Annotated in this window: 17 protein-coding genes; 8 read left to right on the top strand and 9 right to left on the bottom strand. The window is 62.5% G+C overall.

Annotated elements, in window-relative coordinates:
* Window positions 1-7 precede the first annotated feature (7 nt).
* The gene (locus tag ACSQ3G_RS18810) at window positions 8-934 is read left to right on the top strand and encodes an NADP-dependent oxidoreductase (protein WP_436111096.1); all 927 of its coding nucleotides are present in this window, start codon (window positions 8-10) and stop codon (window positions 932-934) included.
* A 61-nt stretch (window positions 935-995) separates the two neighbouring features.
* Here ACSQ3G_RS18810 and ACSQ3G_RS18815 read toward each other — a convergent pair whose 3' ends face one another.
* Window positions 996-1,802 carry an aspartate/glutamate racemase family protein gene (locus ACSQ3G_RS18815; RefSeq protein WP_436111097.1) on the bottom strand — a complete coding sequence of 269 codons (807 nt, stop codon included), beginning with the start codon at window positions 1,800-1,802 and terminating at the stop codon, window positions 996-998.
* Between the two features lie 98 nt (window positions 1,803-1,900).
* Here ACSQ3G_RS18815 and ACSQ3G_RS18820 point away from each other — a divergent pair, with 98 nt between their 5' ends.
* Window positions 1,901-2,443 carry a winged helix DNA-binding protein gene (locus ACSQ3G_RS18820; protein ID WP_051903914.1) on the top strand — a complete coding sequence of 181 codons (543 nt, stop codon included), beginning with the start codon at window positions 1,901-1,903 and terminating at the stop codon, window positions 2,441-2,443.
* Here the strand turns inward: ACSQ3G_RS18820 and ACSQ3G_RS18825 are convergent.
* The 6 genes from ACSQ3G_RS18825 to ACSQ3G_RS18850 form a co-directional block, all read right to left on the bottom strand.
* Window positions 2,422-3,213: a cyclase family protein gene (locus ACSQ3G_RS18825; RefSeq protein WP_436111098.1), complete on the bottom strand. Its 792-nt coding sequence runs from the start codon at window positions 3,211-3,213 to the stop codon at window positions 2,422-2,424. The two genes, ACSQ3G_RS18820 and ACSQ3G_RS18825, sit on opposite strands and share 22 nt — an antisense overlap.
* Window positions 3,210-4,454, bottom strand: a complete 1,245-nt coding sequence (locus ACSQ3G_RS18830; protein WP_436111099.1) for an SDR family NAD(P)-dependent oxidoreductase — start codon at window positions 4,452-4,454, stop codon at window positions 3,210-3,212. Before ACSQ3G_RS18830 ends, ACSQ3G_RS18825 begins: the two co-directional genes overlap by 4 nt.
* A complete protein-coding gene (locus ACSQ3G_RS18835) occupies window positions 4,454-5,629 on the bottom strand; it encodes a thiolase family protein (protein WP_436111100.1) in 1,176 nt (391 codons plus the stop codon). The genes ACSQ3G_RS18830 and ACSQ3G_RS18835 overlap by 1 nt, the downstream gene beginning before the upstream one ends.
* Window positions 5,629-6,054, bottom strand: a complete 426-nt coding sequence (locus ACSQ3G_RS18840; protein WP_436111101.1) for an organic hydroperoxide resistance protein — start codon at window positions 6,052-6,054, stop codon at window positions 5,629-5,631. Before ACSQ3G_RS18840 ends, ACSQ3G_RS18835 begins: the two co-directional genes overlap by 1 nt.
* 71 nt (window positions 6,055-6,125) lie before the next feature.
* A complete protein-coding gene (locus ACSQ3G_RS18845) occupies window positions 6,126-7,739 on the bottom strand; it encodes an AMP-binding protein (protein ID WP_436111102.1) in 1,614 nt (537 codons plus the stop codon).
* A 10-nt stretch (window positions 7,740-7,749) separates the two neighbouring features.
* Window positions 7,750-8,178, bottom strand: a complete 429-nt coding sequence (locus ACSQ3G_RS18850; RefSeq protein WP_436111103.1) for a hypothetical protein — start codon at window positions 8,176-8,178, stop codon at window positions 7,750-7,752.
* A gap of 403 nt (window positions 8,179-8,581) precedes the next feature.
* On the opposite strand from ACSQ3G_RS18850, the gene ACSQ3G_RS18855 reads away from it, so the two are divergent.
* The 4 genes from ACSQ3G_RS18855 (at window position 8,582) to ACSQ3G_RS18870 (ending at window position 13,966) form a co-directional block, all read left to right on the top strand.
* On the top strand, window positions 8,582-10,117 hold the full coding sequence (locus tag ACSQ3G_RS18855; protein ID WP_436111104.1) for an ABC transporter substrate-binding protein: 1,536 nt from the start codon (window positions 8,582-8,584) through the stop codon (window positions 10,115-10,117).
* A gap of 76 nt (window positions 10,118-10,193) precedes the next feature.
* Window positions 10,194-11,210: an ABC transporter permease gene (locus tag ACSQ3G_RS18860; protein WP_046605374.1), complete on the top strand. Its 1,017-nt coding sequence runs from the start codon at window positions 10,194-10,196 to the stop codon at window positions 11,208-11,210.
* 1 nt (window position 11,211) lies between these two features.
* The gene (locus ACSQ3G_RS18865; protein WP_105403771.1) at window positions 11,212-12,087 is read left to right on the top strand and encodes an ABC transporter permease; all 876 of its coding nucleotides are present in this window, start codon (window positions 11,212-11,214) and stop codon (window positions 12,085-12,087) included.
* A 1-nt stretch (window position 12,088) separates the two neighbouring features.
* Entirely contained in the window at window positions 12,089-13,966 is a 1,878-nt protein-coding gene (locus ACSQ3G_RS18870) for a dipeptide ABC transporter ATP-binding protein (RefSeq protein ID WP_436111105.1), read from the top strand.
* Between the two features lie 25 nt (window positions 13,967-13,991).
* Here the strand turns inward: ACSQ3G_RS18870 and ACSQ3G_RS18875 are convergent, their stop codons facing one another.
* The gene (locus tag ACSQ3G_RS18875) at window positions 13,992-14,696 is read right to left on the bottom strand and encodes a hypothetical protein (protein ID WP_436111106.1); all 705 of its coding nucleotides are present in this window, start codon (window positions 14,694-14,696) and stop codon (window positions 13,992-13,994) included.
* A 373-nt stretch (window positions 14,697-15,069) separates the two neighbouring features.
* On the opposite strand from ACSQ3G_RS18875, the gene ACSQ3G_RS18880 reads away from it, so the two are divergent.
* Together ACSQ3G_RS18880 and ACSQ3G_RS18885 are read left to right on the top strand one after the other, a co-directional pair.
* A complete protein-coding gene (locus ACSQ3G_RS18880) occupies window positions 15,070-15,867 on the top strand; it encodes an ABC transporter substrate-binding protein (RefSeq protein WP_105423175.1) in 798 nt (265 codons plus the stop codon).
* Window positions 15,868-15,943: 76 nt separating this feature from the next.
* Window positions 15,944-16,618 carry an amino acid ABC transporter permease gene (locus tag ACSQ3G_RS18885; RefSeq protein WP_105425739.1) on the top strand — a complete coding sequence of 225 codons (675 nt, stop codon included), beginning with the start codon at window positions 15,944-15,946 and terminating at the stop codon, window positions 16,616-16,618.
* Between the two features lie 15 nt (window positions 16,619-16,633).
* On the opposite strand, the gene ACSQ3G_RS18890 is transcribed toward ACSQ3G_RS18885, so the two are convergent.
* Window positions 16,634-17,149, bottom strand: a complete 516-nt coding sequence (locus ACSQ3G_RS18890; RefSeq protein WP_436111107.1) for a MarR family winged helix-turn-helix transcriptional regulator — start codon at window positions 17,147-17,149, stop codon at window positions 16,634-16,636.
* Between the last annotated feature and the right edge of the window lie 310 nt (window positions 17,150-17,459).

Genomic DNA, 17,459 nt, shown 5'->3' on the forward strand with positions numbered 1-17,459 from the left:
TGACGACGTGAAAGCCATCCAATACAGCGAGCACGGCCCGGCCGATGTGATGCACTATGTCGAGCTGCCCGATCCGGTCGCCGGACCGGGCCAGATCCTGGTAAAACTCGAGGCCGCCAGCGTCACGCCTTTCGACTGGAAACTCCGCGCCGGACATCTGCAAAACCATTTCACCCTGCCGATGCCGAGCGTGCCCGGCCGCGACGGCGGCGGTACGGTGGTTTCCGTCGGCGACGGCGTCACGGAATTCGAGGTCGGAGACCGGGCCGCAGTCATGGCCGGCGTCTTTGCCCAGGGTGGTTATGCAGAAATGATCGCCGTCGATGAAAAGCATGCTGTCAAAATTCCGGACAGCCTCTCGACCATCGATGCGGTGGCGCTCACCAATGCCGGCTTGAGCACCTGGATCGCGGTACGGACCGCGGAAGTCAAATCCGGCGACAAGGTCCTCGTGCATTCCGGTTCCGGTGCGGTCGGCGGATTGCTGGTCCAACTCTGCCACCATCTCGGCGCCCATGTCACCGCCACCTGCCGCTCGACGAACCGCGATTATGTCCTCGGCCTCGGCGCCGACCACGTCGTCGCCTATGACGAGGAGGATTTTTCGGAGCTCCTTACCGATCAGGATATCGTCTTCGAACTGATGGGCGGCGAAGTCCACGACAAGTCCTACAAGGTGCTGAAAAAGGGCGGCCACATGGTCTGGCTGGTCGCCGACCCGATCAGGGACCGGGGTGAGGAATTCGGCGTCAAGATAACCCGTGCGATGATCACCGACGACAAGTCGGCGCTTCAAGCGATGATGGGCCTCGCCGGCGCAGGCCTACTCAAGCCCCAGGTCGCCCGCACCATGCCCTTGTCGGAGGCAGCCGAAGCCCACCGTCTGATGGAAAAGGGCGCCATCTCGCGCGGGCGCCTGATGCTGACGATGTGACGTGCATGTCGCCCAAAAGTGTGACGCGGTTTTGGGATAACGACATGCAGAACGAACAAGGTCAGGTGCCGGTCGGAAACAGCGGCGCCTGACGGCCGTTGGCGACGAAAGTCCGGAAATCCTCGATCGCATGCGCGTTGGCGAGCGCGCAGAACGGCCCGCGACTCACCTCGATGCCGCTGATCTTCTGCAGCCGCACATCCATCTCGGCGCTCTTCAGCGCCACTGCCGCCGTGTTGACGACGGGCGCATGCAGGATTTTGAACCCGTATTCGCCGCCAACCAGCAGGCCCGGCAGAACGCCTGCCGGCACCACGACATCGGCGCCGTCGCGCACCAGCGGTTCGGCGCAGGCGGTGAAACTGGCAAGCATCCGCCGTCTCGCCTCATCGTCTCCCGCAAAGGCAGCACTGAAATCCGACGGTTCGCAGTTCATGCCGGCGACGTGCTTCACCCGGCCGCCGAGGCCGTAGAGGTCGGCCTGCTCGTAATGCCAGGTCTGGAACACGTCATCGAGGGTCACCAGCGCCATGCGCCGCCCGAGCCGTGCCGCATAATGCATGCAGACCTCACCAGCGCCGATCACCGGAATGGTCAGTGCCGACTTGAGCTCATAGAGGCCGGGATCCTGGAAATGGCCGATGACGACGGCGTCATATCCGCGGCTCGCGGCCTCCAGCCCGTTGTCGATGGCGATCGCCGCGCAGCGGAACTCCGCCAACCGCCCGAAATGCCGGTCCGGCGGGCTGATCCCGAACACGTCGACTGTCGTGCCCGGTTCGGCAATGCTGTTCAGATAGTCCGAGAGCCGCGTCATATAGGCGGCGCTTGCGGTGGCATCGATGAAGCTCTGCCAGAAGATGCGCATGTTCCCCTCGTTTCGTTCATTTTCCGGGTGCGATTCGCACTCGTCAAAACCCCAATTTAAGGCTTTACTCCAGGCACAGAAACCGCCCGGAGAGCCGCATGACTGTGTCGACCACGCCTGAAAACCCGTTGAGCGATACGACCGTCGAGATGTCGGAAGCAGCGCTGACCGAGTTCGAATGGTCGCTCTGGCGAATTTCCGCTGCCTTCCTGCGGTGGCAGTCGGAAAGTTCAAGCGAGCTTGCCGGCGCGGGCCTGAGCGGCCTCGACACCGCCATCCTGCACACGATCCGCTATCGCAACAAGCCGAAAGGGCTCGGCGAGATTTCCCGCCTGCTCGGCCGCGACGACACCGCCAATATCCAATACGCTATCAAGAAGCTCCAGACGCTGCAGCTCATCGAGCGGGTCAAGGGCCGATCGCGCAAGGACACGCTCTACACGCCGACCCGCAAGGGCACCAAGCTTACCCAGGATTATCGGGCTCTGCGGCGGCAGCTTCTCGTCTCGCTGATCCAGAAGATGGATCACGCGGAACAGGGGCTTGGCGAGGCGACCGAAATGCTGGAATTGCTGACAAGCTTCTACGATACCGCCGCCCGGCGGGTGGCGAGCGGATCTCATCTGGTGGAGCGTTCCTGAACGAGCGCCAGAACGCGCAAGGGGCTGCCTGAACCGTTCTGGATCTTGAGCGGCGCCGCAACCACCATCGCGCCGGTCGGCGGCAGCCGGTCGAGATTGGTGAGGCATTGCAGCCCGTAGCGGCCAGCGCCGTGAAGGTAGTGGTGCGCCGGATAGGGCGGCGAGAAATGCCCGGCCTGGCCGGCGTCCGTGCCGATCGTCTCGGTGCCGAAGCCGATGATGCCACGCTCCGCCACCAGAAAGCGCATCACCTCCGCATCCGGTCCGGGCGTATGGGCGCCATCCGCCTGCAGATTGGCATAGGCGGCGCCTGACTTCTTCGACCAGTCCGTGCGCAGGAAGACCCAGGATCGCGCCGGAATGCGGCCATGCTGTTCTTCCCACTTCACGACATCGGCAACCGTCAGCAGGAAATCCGCATCCTCGGCCGCCTGCTGCGAGCAGTCGATCACGCAGGCCGGCGCGATCATATCGGCCGGCGGCAGCGTATCGACCGAATTGAGCGGCAGGTCACGGCCCGTATACCAATGGATCGGTGCATCGAAATGCGTGCCGGTATGTTCGCCGAAGGAGAGATTATTCCAATACCAGGCCGGCCCGCCGCCGTCGTAGCGCGAAATCCGCTCCATCCGGAATGGCGCGGATTGCCCCAGTTCCGGCGGCATGACGATGACCGGGAAATCGGGCGACAGCGTGTGGGTGAGATCGATGACGCGAACCGCACCGCTCGCCAATGCCCCCGCAAAGGCACCAAGAATATCGCCGCTCATTGGCCAGCCTCCCGCTCGACGGCTTTCGGATTGTCGAACAGCCGCGCCTCAATATCCTTGGCGACATCGCCGACATAGATGTCTTCAAGTCCGCGCTTCAATCCGTCAAGAACAGCGTCGGCCAGGGCCTTTGGCGCCACTTTGGGCGGTGGCACCGTCTGGAACCATTCGGTATCGAGCGGCCCGGTGAATGCGTTGACGACCCGGATACCGCCCGGCCTGAGCTCGGTGCGCAGCCATTGCGACAGCGACAGACAGGCCGCATGCGCGGCGGAATGGACGCCGAACTGCGGCGCATTGCTGAGCCCATGAACCGAGAGCACATTGACCCAGGCAACGGCCCCGGCCGCACCGTCGGCGCCGCGCGAGCGCATCACCGGCCCAAAAGCCTGGGCAAGACGCATCAATCCCATCACGGTATGATCCATCGCCTCGCGTACTATATTGGCCGCGCTAACGTCGAAGAGATGCACCGGCCGGACGTGATCGGCGGTGTTGATCAGGATCTCTACCTTGGCGCCGATATCCATCGACAGGTCCTGCACCGAACGTTCGCTGGTCAGGTCGAGATCGACGATTTCCACGCCTTCGATCGCCTCCAGCGACGCCTGCTGGTCGAAAGGTTTCCAGCGATCTGTCACGCCGACGAAAATCTTGGCCGCTACCGCTTTCCCGAGAGCCTGCGCCAGCGGCAATGCAAGCGGGCTGCGTCCATCGGTGATCAAGACCCGACGGTGCTTTGGATCGGCGCTCATCTCACGCCATTGAGGATCGTCTTCCATGTGCGGCGTCTCCGAAACGGGCTTGGCAAAGAACACGGCCTGTCCGGTCCGGTCCAGCTGCAGGGACAACTTGAGCCGGCTACCGGCCCCGCCGCAATCGCCATGCAGATGCACGACGACAACCGGTCCGCAGTCGAGCTGAATCAGGCCGGTGCGCCACGGCATATGCTCGCGGAAATAGGGATCGCTGGTGACCTCGATCCGCGTTTCCGACAGCAGCAAGCCACCGGCCGGTGCGTCCCGGAACGGCAGGTCGGACGAAAGGCAGTTCGGGCAGGCGTCGCGTGCCGGATAGGTGTAGCGGCCGCATTCGCCGCAGCATTGCAGCATGAACCGTCCAACCGATGCAGCAAGCGTCAGCCCGTGCGCCTTGCGGCTGCGGGCCGAGGGAGGCAGCAGCGGCTGAGTGGTGCGGGCGAGCGGGTTCTTTCGCCTCGGCTTGAGGAAGGGTTCGGTCATCACGCCCTCGCCAGAATGGCGGCCGCAGAGGCGAGCCCGCGGTCGTAGTTGATCATCCCGAAACCTGAAACCAGCCCGAGTTTCGCATCCTCGACCTGCCTGCCTTCCGCTGTCCCCAAAAGCTGGCGCATCGCTTCGGTAAGCCCGAGATGCCCGCCCGCGGCCCCCGCCTGGCCGACCGAAAGCTGGCCGCCGGACGTATTGTGCGGAAACGACCCGTCGATCGTGAATGTATTCTGCCGGACGAAATCCGGCCCCTCACCTTTGGCGCAGAAACCCAGATCCTCGAACTGCATCATCGAGATCACCGCGTAATCGTCGTAGGTCTGGACAAGATCCATGTCGTCCGGCTTCGAACCCGCCATGCCGTAAAGTTCGTCGCGATCGACCACCCAGCCGCCGCGCACCTGCACAGGATTCTCGGCAAACGCGTTGTGCCGCTCGATGGCCGACAGCAGCCGGACGAACGGCAGCCCGAGCGAGACGGCCGTCTCCTCGCGCGTCACCAGAAAGGCTTCCGCACCGGCGCAGGGCATGACGCAGTCGAACAGATGGAACGGCTCGGCGATCGGCCGGGCCGACATATATTGCTCAAGCGTCAGCGGCTTCTTCATCAGCGCATCCGGGTTTCTGAGCGCGTTGTCGCGCTGGGCGACGCAAAGCTTGCCGAAATCCTCCCGAGTTGCACCGTAGCGATCCATGTAGTGGCGTGCGATCAACGCGAAACTCGCATTGGGGCCACCTGCGCCATAGGGATAGGAAGCATCCTGCGCAAAACGGGAGAAATTGGCGAGCGTCTTGCGGAACGTATCGACCTGATTGGTGTCGGCCGCCACACAGGCGACGATGTCCGCATCGCCCGCCTGCACCGCCCGCGCCGCCCGGCGCAGCGAGACGATGCCCGCGGCGCCCCCCATCGGCACGTGGTCGATGTGGCGCGGCGACAAACCGAAATGCTGGGTGAGACCGACTGCGACGTCTGGCCCCATCGTGAAGCTCGCGACCGAAAAGCCATCGAAATCCCGGTGGCTGATACCGGCACCCTCCGCCAATGCCCTGAGCGCCTTGCCCATCCACCAATGCGCGGTCTCGATGGAATAGCGCTGGTAGGGCACCGTCACCGGCACCGCCAGAACCACACCGTCGTAGGATTGCCGCGCCCGGGACAAGACCATCAGGCCACCGTCAGTTTGACGTCGACATTGCCGCGGGTCGCATTGGAATAGGGGCAGCGTTCGTGCGCACCCGCGATGATCTCTTCTGCGACTGCGCGCTCGATGCCGGGCAGGGACGCCATCAGCTCGACCGCCAGCGCGTAACCGACCGGCACCGGGCCGATGCCGACCTTGGCAGTGATCGAGACGTCGTCCGGCAGCGCGATCTTGCTGGTGCGCGCCACGAGTTTCACCGCACCGAGGAAGCATGCCGCGTAACCGGCGGCAAAAAGCTGCTCCGGATTGGTCCCCTCGCCCCCCGGGCCACCGAGCCCTTTCGGCACCGAAAGATTGACCGCGAAACTGCCGTCGGTGCTCTGCGCCTTTCCTTCCCGGCCGCCGTAAGCGGTAACGGAGGTCTCATAGAGGATCTTTTCCGGGGTCATGCATGCCTCCATAGCGCGATTTAAGCTGTGATTTATTCTATAACAGAACCGATGAGGAACCGTAAGGGAGTTCATCCCGTCTTGCGGATCGATGCCTTCAGCTTCCTGAGGTCGACCGCCGAACCGTCCTCGACCGCCTTTGCCGCCATTGTCTTGATCTCGCCGCGCTGCAGCTTCTGGGTCGAACTCACCGGCAGCCTGTCGATGAAGACCACGTAGCCGGGGAGTTTGTGATAGGCGATATGAGCGCCGGCGGCCTCGATGATCCGCTTTGCCTTTTCGGCCGGCTCGCCCGCTCCGGCGGTCTCGCTTTCAACGATGAATGCAAAAACTTCCTCGCCGCGCAGGTCGTCCGGCACCGGCGTCACCGCGGATGCCTTGACCGCCGGATCCTTGGCAAGAGCCGCTTCCACTTCCAGCACCGCGATATTCTCGCCGCTGCGCCGCACGATGCTCTTCTTGCGGTCGAAGAAATAAAGAAGCCCCTTCTCGTCGGCATAAATGACGTCGCCGGTATGAAACCAGCCACCCTCCCAGGCCTCCTCGGTCGCCTTTTCGTCCTTCAAATAGCCACTGAAGAAACCGTCGCGCGGGTTCGCGGCTTGGGCACGCACCAGCAGTTCACCCGGCTTGCCGAGCTCCGCGTCGTTCCCCGCATCGTCGACGATCCGAAAATCCATGCCCGCACGTGGCCGGCCGATGCAGCGCAGGCCTGGCGTATAGTCGTCCGCCGCGGTGGTGGTCACTGCCCGGCCGCCGGTTTCGGTCATCGCCCAGGCTTCGACGATCGGGATGCCGTAGCGCGCCTCGAATTCGATCTTGTGACGGGCATCGACGCCCGGTCCCAGCGCGAATTTCACCTTATGTGCCTGCTCCGCTTCGACGGCCGGGAGCTGCAGCAGGATCGCGGGGATGACGCCGAGGCAATGGATGATCGTCGCGCCGGAATCGGCGATCGATGCCCACCAGCTGCTTGAATGGAACCGGTCGAGGGGCACGATCGCGCCGCCCTTCATGATCATGCCGACCGCCGTGCAGCCGAGCGCGTTCATGTGGAACATCGGCAACGGCGTCAGCGCCACTTCGGCTCCCTCGCCCATTTCGGCGATGCCGCCCTGCGTCGTGTACCATTCGGCGATGCCGATGAAATAGATGTTCGAAAGGATGCAGCCCTTCGGCTTGCCGGTGCTGCCGGAGGTGAACAGCAGCGCGCACTCGGCATCCGGACCGCCGGGCCGCGCCTCGCGTGTTTCCGGCGAAGGCGGAATGTCGCCGCCGACAGCGATCACCGTCACCTTATCGGGCAAGATATCCCGCAGATCATCCAGCCGCTCGCGGATAACGACCATCAACGGAGCCTCGGCCATGTCGAGCTGGAAGAGCAGCTCGTCGCGGCGCAGGTCGGGATTGATCGGCACGATCGAGGCGCCGATCGCGTTCAGCGCCAGCCAGTAGTCGAAGAATTCCGGGCGGTTTTCGAGAAGGAGGGCGACACGGCCTCCGGTCCCATATCCTGCCGCCACAAACTTCTGCTTCAGAAGGCCGACACGGGCGAAAACGTCCCCGTAGCTGTAGCGAAAGCCCTCGGGCGCATAAGGCAGCTTGGCACTGGCCGGCGCGACCAGCATCGGCGCATCCGGGTTTTTCAGCGCCTGGTCCTCGAATAGGAGATAGGGAGAATGCATGGCTCTGTCCTTATGCCCGTTCCAGGATACCCTTGATCAGGAACATCTCGGCCTCGTGGATCGTGCCGAACTGGATCCATTCCGCATCCGTCTGCGTCTCCAGCCGCCATGTCAGCAGCGTCACCACGCACCTGTTCGGCCCCATGCGCAGGAGTTCGCCCGGGATGACGCGAGACATATTGCGGAACTGCATGGCGTCCTTGGCCGCGCCGACTTCGTAATCCACCTGGAAGCGGTCGCGGTCGACATGGAGCCGTACGAATGTCTGCTTCCCCGTGAAGGTCGAGATGCCGACGAAGAGGCCGGGCTCGACCTCGGTGCGGTTGAGGCTGCCCCAGGCCCACTGGCCCTGTTTCAGCCCGTCCGACATCAGCTCGAACGCGACCGCCGCCGGGCGCTCCACCATAATGCTGCTGGAATGACAATGCGGATCGATCATGAGCGTCCCTCTTTCAGTCGCACCGAGGCATCATTTTCCTAAAAGACATTTTAAGCATAAAATAATCGGAAAGAACGTCAATGGATTTTTGTGTCCTCGGCCTTCGCCTGCCGCTTTGGCAATCGTCGCTCATCACGTTCTCAACCTGCAGGCTGAGAAAAACCCGGCATTTCCGGCCTTCTACACGCAGAAGTCGACAGGATTCTCAATTTCTGACGATCGGAAATTTTAGGCTTGAAGTAATTTATACCTCGTTCTACGATCCCTTCAATTGTTAAGGGGACAACCGCGAAAAGCGGGTCAGAAGAAAAAACCGAAGCCCCTGGCAGGATTGCAGGCTTGCGTTTCACCAACCGCCGCAGGTCCGTCGGTCGCGATCGACGGGCAAACCAGAGGGATCGTCATGACTTTTGAAATCGACCGCAGAAATCTCCTGCAGATGCTCGGCCTTGCCGCGGTCAGCGGCTCCGTGCTCTCGCAGGCCACAATCGCCTTCGCTGCAGATACCGACAGCGTCACCATCGGCTGGCCGTCCGACGTGCCGTCCTGGGACCCGAACCTGCGTTTCGTCCCGGATGCGCAGCCGCTCTTCAAGATGGTCTTCGACCAGCCGCTCGATCAGTCGCCGGACCTGAAGCTCATCGGCAACCTCATCACCAAGTGGGACCTGAAGCCGGACGGTCTTTCGATGCCGTTCGAGATCCGCAGCGACGTGAAGTTCCACAATGGCGATCCGATGACGATGGAGGACTTCAAATATACCTTCGTCGACCGTATCAAGTCCGGCCTCAAGCTCGACATCGCCAATTCCTGGCGCACGCTGACCGACATCGAAATCCTGTCGCCGACATCCGGCGTCATGAAGTTCTCCGCCCCGACTCCGACCGCGCCGCAGTGGCTGGCTTTTCTGGGCAGCTATCTGGTGCCGAAGAAATATATCGAATCCGTAGGCCCGGAAGAATTCGCCAAGAAGCCGGTCGGCACCGGCCCCTACAAGCTCGTCGACTACCAGATGAATTCCCGCATCGTGCTGGAGCGCAACGACGCCTATTTCGGCACCAAGCCGAAGATCAAGCGCATCACCATCGACATCATCAAGGATCCGTCGGCGCGTACCGCAGCCATCCAGTCCGGCCAGGTGGACCTGACGGTCAACATTCCGGTCCGTGAAGCCGAGCGCCTCGGCAAGACCGAGGGCCTGACCGCCGAGATCAACCCCTTCACCCGTCTGATCCTCCTCCAGATGCGCAACGACAAGGGATTTACGGACATGGCCGTCCGCCTTGCAGCCCATCACGCGATCGACAAGGCGGCGCTCTCCAAAGCCTTTTACGGCGGCGCGGCCGTGCCGCTCTCCGTGCCGGCGACGCCCGGCACGCCGGGCTACCTGCCCGACTATAAGTTCGCCTACGATCCGGAACTTTCGAAGAAGCTTTTGGCCGATGCGGGTTACACCGCCGACAAGCCGGCCACTTTCACGCTTGCCGCCACCAACGGCCAGTTCCCGAGCGATTTCGATATCGCCCGGGCGCTGGTGCAGATGTGGCAGAAGGTCGGCCTGAAGGTCGAGCTGCAGCAGATCGAGTATTCCAAATATTTCGAACTGAATCGCGGCGGCCAGTTGCCGGAAGCGACCCTCTACAGCTTCGACAACGCCACCGGCGACCCGGAGATCTTCTCCGGTTATCTGATGAACCCGAAAATGCCGTTCGGCGCCTGGAAAGGTCCGGAGATCGGCGACAAGATCCTGAAACTCTTTGTCGAGCCGGTCTATGAGAAGCGCATTGCCGGTTATAAGGCCGTCGCGCAGGAAGCTGTCGAGACCGGGGCCAACATCCCGATCCTGCAGAGCGTCCAGACGCTGGTGCGCAAGAAGAGCCTGAACTACGTCAAGTACGGTAATGCCTGGGTTCTGGGCAGCACCATGTCCTGGTCCTGATACCGGCTGACCTCGCCATCCTGGGGTCCGGGTATGCCCGGACCCATTCTTTCACATCGTCATACGGGGCATGCGCATGTTTGCGACCATTGCCAAGCTCTTGGTAAAGCGTGTCCTCACCGCGATACCGATCCTGCTGCTTGTTTCCGCGCTTCTCTTCTGCATCCTGCGCATCCTGCCGGTCGATCCGGCCGCCATGTCCCTTCCGCCCAACGCGACGGTCCAGGAAGTCGAGGCCATGCGCACGGAGATGGGGCTCAACCTGCCGCTCTATCAGCAATATGGCATCTGGCTGAACAAGCTCTTCCACGGCGATATCGGCCGCTCCATCCATTTCCGCCAGGATGTGACAAGCCTGATAGGTTCTACATTGCCCGCCACCATCGAGCTCGCCGTCATCGCCATGATGGTCGCAACCGTCTTCGGCCTCGCCGGCGGCCTCTTCCTGTTCTACGTGCGCGGCACTCGCGCCGAAGCGGTGATGGATTTCGTTTCCATCCTGCTGCTCTCGCTTCCGGAATTCCTCTGGAGCCTGTTCCTGCTCCTGATATTCGGCGTCTTTTTCGAGGTCCTGCCCTTCACCGGCCGCCTCAGCCCCGGTTTCGAGCGCCCGCTCGTCACCGGTTTCCTGCTGCTCGATAGCCTGATCACCGGCAATATCCCGACCTTCCTCAATGCGCTCCAACACATGATCCTGCCGTGCCTTGCACTCGGCATCGCGCTGTCTCCGTCGCTCATGCGCGTGCTGCGCTCGAGCCTGCTCGATGCCTATCAGGACGACTACATCCAGCAGGCGCGCCTGCGCGGGCTTTCCGAAAAGCGCATCCTGATCCGCCACGGCCTGAAGAACGCCATCCTGCCGACGCTGAGCCTGATGGGCGTGCAGTTCGGCTTCCTGTTCGGCGGCACCCTGCTGGTCGAAATCATCTATTCCTATCCGGGCATGGGCAACCTGATGGTCGATGCGATCCGCAACGCCGACCTGCCGATCATCCAGGGCGCAGGGCTCACCTATTGCGTCGCCGTTCTGGTGATCAGCATCGTGGTCGACAGCCTCTACCTGATCCTCAACCCTAAACTGAGGGTGCGTTGACATGCTACGATATGCGAAGGGGCGACCGCTTCCGCTCTGGCTGAAATCCGGCCGCGTCCAGACGGGCCTCGTCATCATCTTCATTCTGGCCGTCTGTGCGATCTTTGCGCCCTACCTGGCGCCCAACGATCCGAACGAGCAGAACCTGCTGTCGATCCTGACGCCGCCCGTCTGGGCCGATGGCGGCGATGCGATGTTTCCGCTCGGCACCGACAGCCTCGGCCGCTGCGTCTTGTCCCGGCTGATTTTTGGCGCCCGCGTGGCGCTCACCGTGGCGTTTACAGCCTCGATCGGCGCGATGATCATCGGCGCCTTCTTCGCCCATGTCGCCGGTTATTTCGGCGGCTGGGTCGATTGGGTGATCGGCCGCATCGTCGAAATCTGGCTCTCCTTCCCGCCGGTCATTCTATCCCTGATCCTGATGGTCGGCCTCGGCACCGGACTGCGCAACGTCGTGCTCGCCATCATCCTGGTCGACTGGACCCGCTTCTGTCGGGTGCTGCGAAGCGAGGTCATCGTCCTGCGCCGGCGAGATTACGTCTCCGCCGCACAGCTCATCGGCTTCTCGCACTGGCGCACCATCACCCGCGAAATCCTGCCCGGTACCCTGCCGCTGCTCATCACACTGATGAGCCTCGAAATGGGCGTCGCCATCATCGTCGAAGCGATCCTCTCCTTCGTCGGCATGAGCGTCGGCTCGGAGACGGCGGCCTGGGGCCAGATGATCGCCGATGCGCGCCAGAACATCTACGAGGCGCCGTTCAACCTGATCGCGCCGATCTTCGCGATCTTCTTCGCGGTCTTCGGTTTCAATATCCTGGGCGACGGCCTGCGCCGCACCCTCGACACGCGCCTGACCCAGACGGAGCGCACCTGACATGGCCATTCCCTCGCCCAAAAATCCCATTCTTTCCGCGCAAAATCTCTGCGTTGAATCGGTAGGAGCCAAGGAAAACTTCCCCGTCCTCACCGATCTCAACTTCTCGCTGGAGCCCGGCAAGATCCTCGGCCTGGTCGGCGAATCCGGTGCCGGCAAGTCGATGATCGGCCGCACCATTTCGCAATATCTGCCGAAGGGTTTTGCGGTCACCAAGGGCACGCTCGCCTTCGATGGCGAGGACTTGGTGAGCATGTTGCCGGAACGTCGCCGCAACCTGCTCGGCCGCGACATCGCCTTCATCCCGCAGGAGCCGCTTTCCGGCCTCAACCCGGTGCTGACGGTCGGCCAGCAGATCAAGGAACACCTTCTGCGGATCGGCCTTGCCCCCGGTGAAAACTGGCGCGAACGGGCTCTGAAGGAGTTCGAATCCGTACATCTGCCACATGGCGCGGCGCTGCTCGAAAAATACCCACACCAGCTTTCCGGCGGCATGTGCCAGCGCATCCTGATCGCCATGGCCTTTGCCAGCCGCCCGCGTCTCTTGATCGCCGACGAACCGACCACCGCGCTCGACGTGACGATCCAGGCCCGCATCGTCAAGCTGATCGCCGAAATGCAGAAGCGCGACGGCACGGCGGTGATCTTCATCACCCACGACCTGCGCCTCGCTTCGCAGATCAGCGATGAGATCATGGTGCTCTATGCCGGTCGGCCCGCGGAGCGCGGCCCGGCAAAACAGCTGTTCTCGGCTCCGGCCCATCCCTATACGCGTTGCCTGCAGCTCGCCAATCCGACCATTACCGGCCCGCGCCGCGGCCTCTTCATCCTTCCCGAGCGGATGCCGGGCCTGCGGGTGCTGAAGGAGTTGAAGGGCTGCCGTTTTGCCTCGCGCTGTCCGAACGCGATCGAGGCCTGCACGGAGATCGAACCGCCGCTGGCCGATATCGGCCCGAACCATATCGCTGCCTGCATCCGCACCGAAAAGACGCCGGACATCGTTCCGCCGCCGCTGGCGCCCGGCCGCGAGATCGCATCGGCCAGGATCCATCTCAACGGCGAGAAGCTCACCAAGGCCTACACCACAGCCTGGAGCCCGTTCGCCAAGCGCAGCAGCTTCAAGGCGGTCAACAGCGTCGATTTTTCGCTCGGCGAGGGTGAGTTCGTCGGCATCGTCGGCGAAAGCGGCAGCGGCAAGAGTTCGCTCGCCCGCCTCGTGGTCGGCCTCGATACGCCGACCGACGGCAAGATCATGCTCGCCGGCCGAGACGTCACCGCCAACGGCAATGCCGACAGGGCCTATCGCCGCGATTATATCCAGATGGTCTTCCAGGATCCGCAATCGGCGCTCAACCCGCGCCGGCGGATCGGCAGCATCGTCACCCAGGCGAACGAGGCGAGCGGATTGCACAACAGCACCCGCGAGCGCATGGACCGCGCCGCCGAGCTTCTCAAGGAAATCGGCCTGCCCCCGGATGCCGCGATGCGCTTCCCCTCCCAGCTTTCGGGGGGACAGAAGCAGCGCGTCAACATCGCCCGCGCGCTTTGCACCCTGCCGCGCATCCTCGTCGCCGACGAGATCGTCTCCGGCCTCGACGTCTCGGTTCAGGCACAGCTTCTCGACCTTCTGCTGAAACTGCGCGACGAACACGGCTTCTCGATGCTGTTCATCAGCCACGACCTTTCGGTCGTCCGTTATCTCTGCGACCGGGTGATGGTCATGTATCGCGGCGAGGTGGTGGAAAGCGGCCGAACGGAAACGGTGTTTGCCGACCCGAAACACGCCTATACCCGCAGCCTGCTCGCCGCCGTGCCCCCGGACGACGTCAATGCGGAATGGTCGCCGGTGCTGGCGGAAGCCGGCTATCAGGTCGAATGACTTCGCCTTCAGCCGGCGAGCCTTTCTACGGGACGATGATCTGCGTTTCCATCGGGAAGTGGGAATTGCCGCCTTCGAAGGGCGGGAAGGTCTTGAAGTCCTCGCGCATGGCGATGCGCGCCGGCGATTGCAGCGCCGCCTGCAGTGCTGCCGGGCTGTCGAACATCACCCGGTTGCGCTGCATGTGGTTGACCCGCTCCCAGGGAAGGAAACCGCACCAGTCGACCCGCGACAGGACCTCGATCTTGCGGATCCCCGGGAAGGTGCGCATCACCTGTGGGTGATGGCTGACATAATGGTGCATCCAGACGTTCAGGTCCTCGGCCGGACCGGTATAGTGCACCACGTAGGAACAGGGATTGCCGTTCTTTTCTGTATCGAGCTTGGCGTCGTCGACCGGAAAATGCCGCGCATACATGGCCTGCTGCGTGCCCCTGGCGCCGCGAATGCTCGACAGCACGCCGGATGCCGCAAGCTGGTGCAGGTGGCCGGCCGGCGCCATGGCATCCTCGAGCTCGCTCAGCTCGTTGAAATAGAGTTGCATGCCGAAGATGGGAGACTGCTCGTCCTTGTTGTACATGTCCTTGGTGACTTCAGGCGTGTAGAGATTGGCGGTGGTCAGCCCCGGCGTCAGCTTGATGATTTCAGCAACGGTCTCGGCGTCCGCCTTGCTCACGGCGAGCTGACTTCCATCGACATTCTCGAAAAAGGCGAAATAGGCAAAACGCATGGCGTGGCTTCCTGGCTTTCTATGGGACCGCAACGATTGCGGGCGGCCTCTGTTCCCCGTTGGTGGTCCACTATCGGACCGCCGGCAGCGAAAAACAAGTTTAGACCTAAACTATTTTCAAGCCTGTTTGCCTGACAAAAATGAGCCTCCAGACATGATTTAAGCTTCAATCTTTCCGCTTGAATCTTGCTGGAATTTCGATCACGATCCGCTCTCACGCGCGTTGAAGAGGATAGGGACGACGCCGGACAGCTCTTGGGAGAGGGCTCGCGTCTCGTCGCTCCACCTGCCGGCCATCAAGAACAATTTCGCATCCGATCCGGCAGGAAAAAAGCCCGCCGGTCACCAAAACAGAGGGAACGCAATCATGACCATGAGCCTTTTCCGCCGCGCCGTTTTAGGCCTCGCGGGTGCTGCTGCCCTGTCCGTCGCAAGTGCCGGTCTGGCCTCCGCCGCAGCGCTTGCCGTTGGCTCCTATCCGAGCAACCCGCCCTTCGAATACAAGACGGCGACGGGTACTTTCGAGGGTTTCGAAGTCGACATCGTCAACGAAGTCGCCAAGCGCCTCGGCATGACGGTCGAGATTTCCGACCTCGGCTTCCAGGCTCTGTTCGCCGCCACCTCCTCCAAGCGTATCGATGTGGCGATCTCCTCGATCACCATCACCAAGGAGCGTCTCGGCAGCCAGTCCTTCACGCAGGCCTATTATGACGCCGACATGGGCATCGCCACCCGCAAGGAAGCGACCGTGTCCAAGGTCGAAGACTTGAAGGGCAAGGTGGTCGGGGTCCTGGCCGGCTCCACCGGCGACAAGTGGGCCAAGGACAACAAGGAAAAATACGGTATCACCGACATCAAGAGCTACAATGCCCAGCAGGATCTGCTGATGGATCTCTCCTCGGGCCGTGCCGACGTGGCCGTCAGCGACGTCCCGGGCATGGAATACGCCTTCCTCAAGATGAAGGACCTTGCCGTCAAGGTGCGCATCAAGACCGGCGAACAATACGGCCTGATGATGACCAAGGACCATCCGTTGCTCGCAAAGGCAAACGACGCGATAACCGCGATGAAGAAGGACGGCACGCTGGCCGCGATCCACAAGAAGTGGTTCGGCTCAGATCCGGCCGCCGGTTCCGCCTCCGCCGTCGAACAGCCGCTGCCGAAGCCCTGAGCCGGCTACCGATATCGCACCCAATCATGCCGGCCGGCGACGGCCGGCTTTTTCGTGAGCTTAGAGGCACCAGGAAATGACCCTCCTCGATACATTCTTCAACCTCGAGGTTCTCGGCGACGCGTTTCCGGCGCTGCTGCGCGGACTGATCAACACCTTCCTGCTCGGCGTGGCGGGCATCGGCATCGGTATTCCGATCGGCCTGGTGATCGCGCTCCTGCGCCTCTACGGGCCGAAGCCGGTGCGTTATCTGACGGTTTTCTACATCGACATCTTTCGCGCAGCGCCGATGCTGGTGGTGTTGATCCTCATCTACTACGCGCTGCCGTTCGTCGGCATCCGCCTGTCCTCCTGGACGTCCGCCGGCCTTGCCTTCTCGATCGTCATGGCCGCCTATTCGGCTGAAATCTTTCGCTCCGGCATCGAGGGCATCCCTCGCGGCCAGTTCGAGGCAGCGGCGGCCCTTGGCCTGCCCTTCTTCGTCACGCTGCGCAAGGTCGTGCTGCCGCAGGCGATCCGCATCGTCATTCCGCCGATGACCAACAACTGCGTCTCGATGTTCAAGGATACGTCGCTCGCCTCCACAGTCGCGCTGCCGGAACTTCTCAAGGAGGCGACGGACGCGCAGGCGCTCTATGCAAACCCGACACCGCTGATCGGGGCTGCGCTGATCTACATCGCCTTCCTCTGGCCGATGGTGCGGCTGGTCAATCTTCTCGAACAGAGGTTCAACAAGGAAAAGAAGCGCTGACGCTGGCGGCGAGGCCTATTCGAAGGCGGCGCCGGAGAGGTGGTTGTTGGCGGAAGCCTTGACCGTGCCGATCTCCGACCAGAGCGCGGCAACAGCATGCGGGTCGATATCGGCCATCATATCCTGCAGCCAGCCTTCATGCGCCGCGGCCATCGCCGCAAACAATGTCGCACCCGCCTCGGTGAGTTTTGCGACCGTCACGCGCCGGTCGCCCTGCGGCGTCACCCGCTGGACGTAACCATCGGCTTCGAGCCTCTCGACGAGCCCCGTGATATTGCCGTTGGTGACCATGGTGCGCTTGGAAAGCTCGCCGAGGCGAAGCCCGTCCTTCTCCCGATAAAGCTGCGCCATCAGGTCGAACTGCGGCAGGGTCGCGCCGAATTCGGCACGCAGCCGACGGCGGATTTCCTGGCTGATCAACTTGGTCGTCGACAGCATCCGCAGCCACAGACGCAGCTCGGGCTTCGACCGCCCGTGGGCGCCCTGGACGATGACCTCCAGATCGACGTCGATCGCTTCCGCTTCTGCCATTGCGAATGTTGCCTCTGTAACCGACCCACCGTCTAGAAGCAGATATTTGAAATGTCAAAGGTTCGCAGGCTGCGATCGCCCGGCTGACGGATGCCGCTCGCAAGCCTTTTATCACCGCCTCCCGATCACCGCCGGGTCAAAAGGCGCCCTCACTCGCTCCCATTATTCATCCATATGCATATACTTTCTCACGAGAGGAGCATGGACGGGCAATTTTCCGGCAGGCGAATTGCCGCTCGAACTTGCCCGCAAAGGAGTCAGAAACAAGCTTCTTCCTATGGAAACTCGCGCTTTTTGATCGGGGATGCGC

The sequence above is a fragment of the Neorhizobium tomejilense genome (genome assembly GCF_964254135.1).
In the GTDB taxonomy this organism is placed as follows: Bacteria; Pseudomonadota; Alphaproteobacteria; order Rhizobiales; family Rhizobiaceae; genus Neorhizobium; species Neorhizobium tomejilense.

What these genes read in the sequence shown, in the direction of transcription:
- ACSQ3G_RS18815 (WP_436111097.1), bottom strand. Translation starts at nt 1,802, where the DNA reads ATGCGCATCTTCTGGCAGAGCTTCATCGATGCCACCGCAAGCGCCGCC.
- ACSQ3G_RS18820 (WP_051903914.1), top strand. Translation starts at nt 1,901, where the DNA reads ATGACTGTGTCGACCACGCCTGAAAACCCGTTGAGCGATACGACCGTC.
- ACSQ3G_RS18825 (WP_436111098.1), bottom strand. Translation starts at nt 3,213, where the DNA reads ATGAGCGGCGATATTCTTGGTGCCTTTGCGGGGGCATTGGCGAGCGGT.
- ACSQ3G_RS18830 (WP_436111099.1), bottom strand. Translation starts at nt 4,454, where the DNA reads ATGACCGAACCCTTCCTCAAGCCGAGGCGAAAGAACCCGCTCGCCCGC.
- ACSQ3G_RS18835 (WP_436111100.1), bottom strand. Translation starts at nt 5,629, where the DNA reads ATGGTCTTGTCCCGGGCGCGGCAATCCTACGACGGTGTGGTTCTGGCG.
- ACSQ3G_RS18840 (WP_436111101.1), bottom strand. Translation starts at nt 6,054, where the DNA reads ATGACCCCGGAAAAGATCCTCTATGAGACCTCCGTTACCGCTTACGGC.
- ACSQ3G_RS18845 (WP_436111102.1), bottom strand. Translation starts at nt 7,739, where the DNA reads ATGCATTCTCCCTATCTCCTATTCGAGGACCAGGCGCTGAAAAACCCG.
- ACSQ3G_RS18850 (WP_436111103.1), bottom strand. Translation starts at nt 8,178, where the DNA reads ATGATCGATCCGCATTGTCATTCCAGCAGCATTATGGTGGAGCGCCCG.
- ACSQ3G_RS18855 (WP_436111104.1), top strand. Translation starts at nt 8,582, where the DNA reads ATGACTTTTGAAATCGACCGCAGAAATCTCCTGCAGATGCTCGGCCTT.
- ACSQ3G_RS18860 (WP_046605374.1), top strand. Translation starts at nt 10,194, where the DNA reads ATGTTTGCGACCATTGCCAAGCTCTTGGTAAAGCGTGTCCTCACCGCG.
- ACSQ3G_RS18865 (WP_105403771.1), top strand. Translation starts at nt 11,212, where the DNA reads ATGCTACGATATGCGAAGGGGCGACCGCTTCCGCTCTGGCTGAAATCC.
- ACSQ3G_RS18870 (WP_436111105.1), top strand. Translation starts at nt 12,089, where the DNA reads ATGGCCATTCCCTCGCCCAAAAATCCCATTCTTTCCGCGCAAAATCTC.
- ACSQ3G_RS18875 (WP_436111106.1), bottom strand. Translation starts at nt 14,696, where the DNA reads ATGCGTTTTGCCTATTTCGCCTTTTTCGAGAATGTCGATGGAAGTCAG.
- ACSQ3G_RS18880 (WP_105423175.1), top strand. Translation starts at nt 15,070, where the DNA reads ATGAGCCTTTTCCGCCGCGCCGTTTTAGGCCTCGCGGGTGCTGCTGCC.
- ACSQ3G_RS18885 (WP_105425739.1), top strand. Translation starts at nt 15,944, where the DNA reads ATGACCCTCCTCGATACATTCTTCAACCTCGAGGTTCTCGGCGACGCG.
- ACSQ3G_RS18890 (WP_436111107.1), bottom strand. Translation starts at nt 17,149, where the DNA reads ATGGCAGAAGCGGAAGCGATCGACGTCGATCTGGAGGTCATCGTCCAG.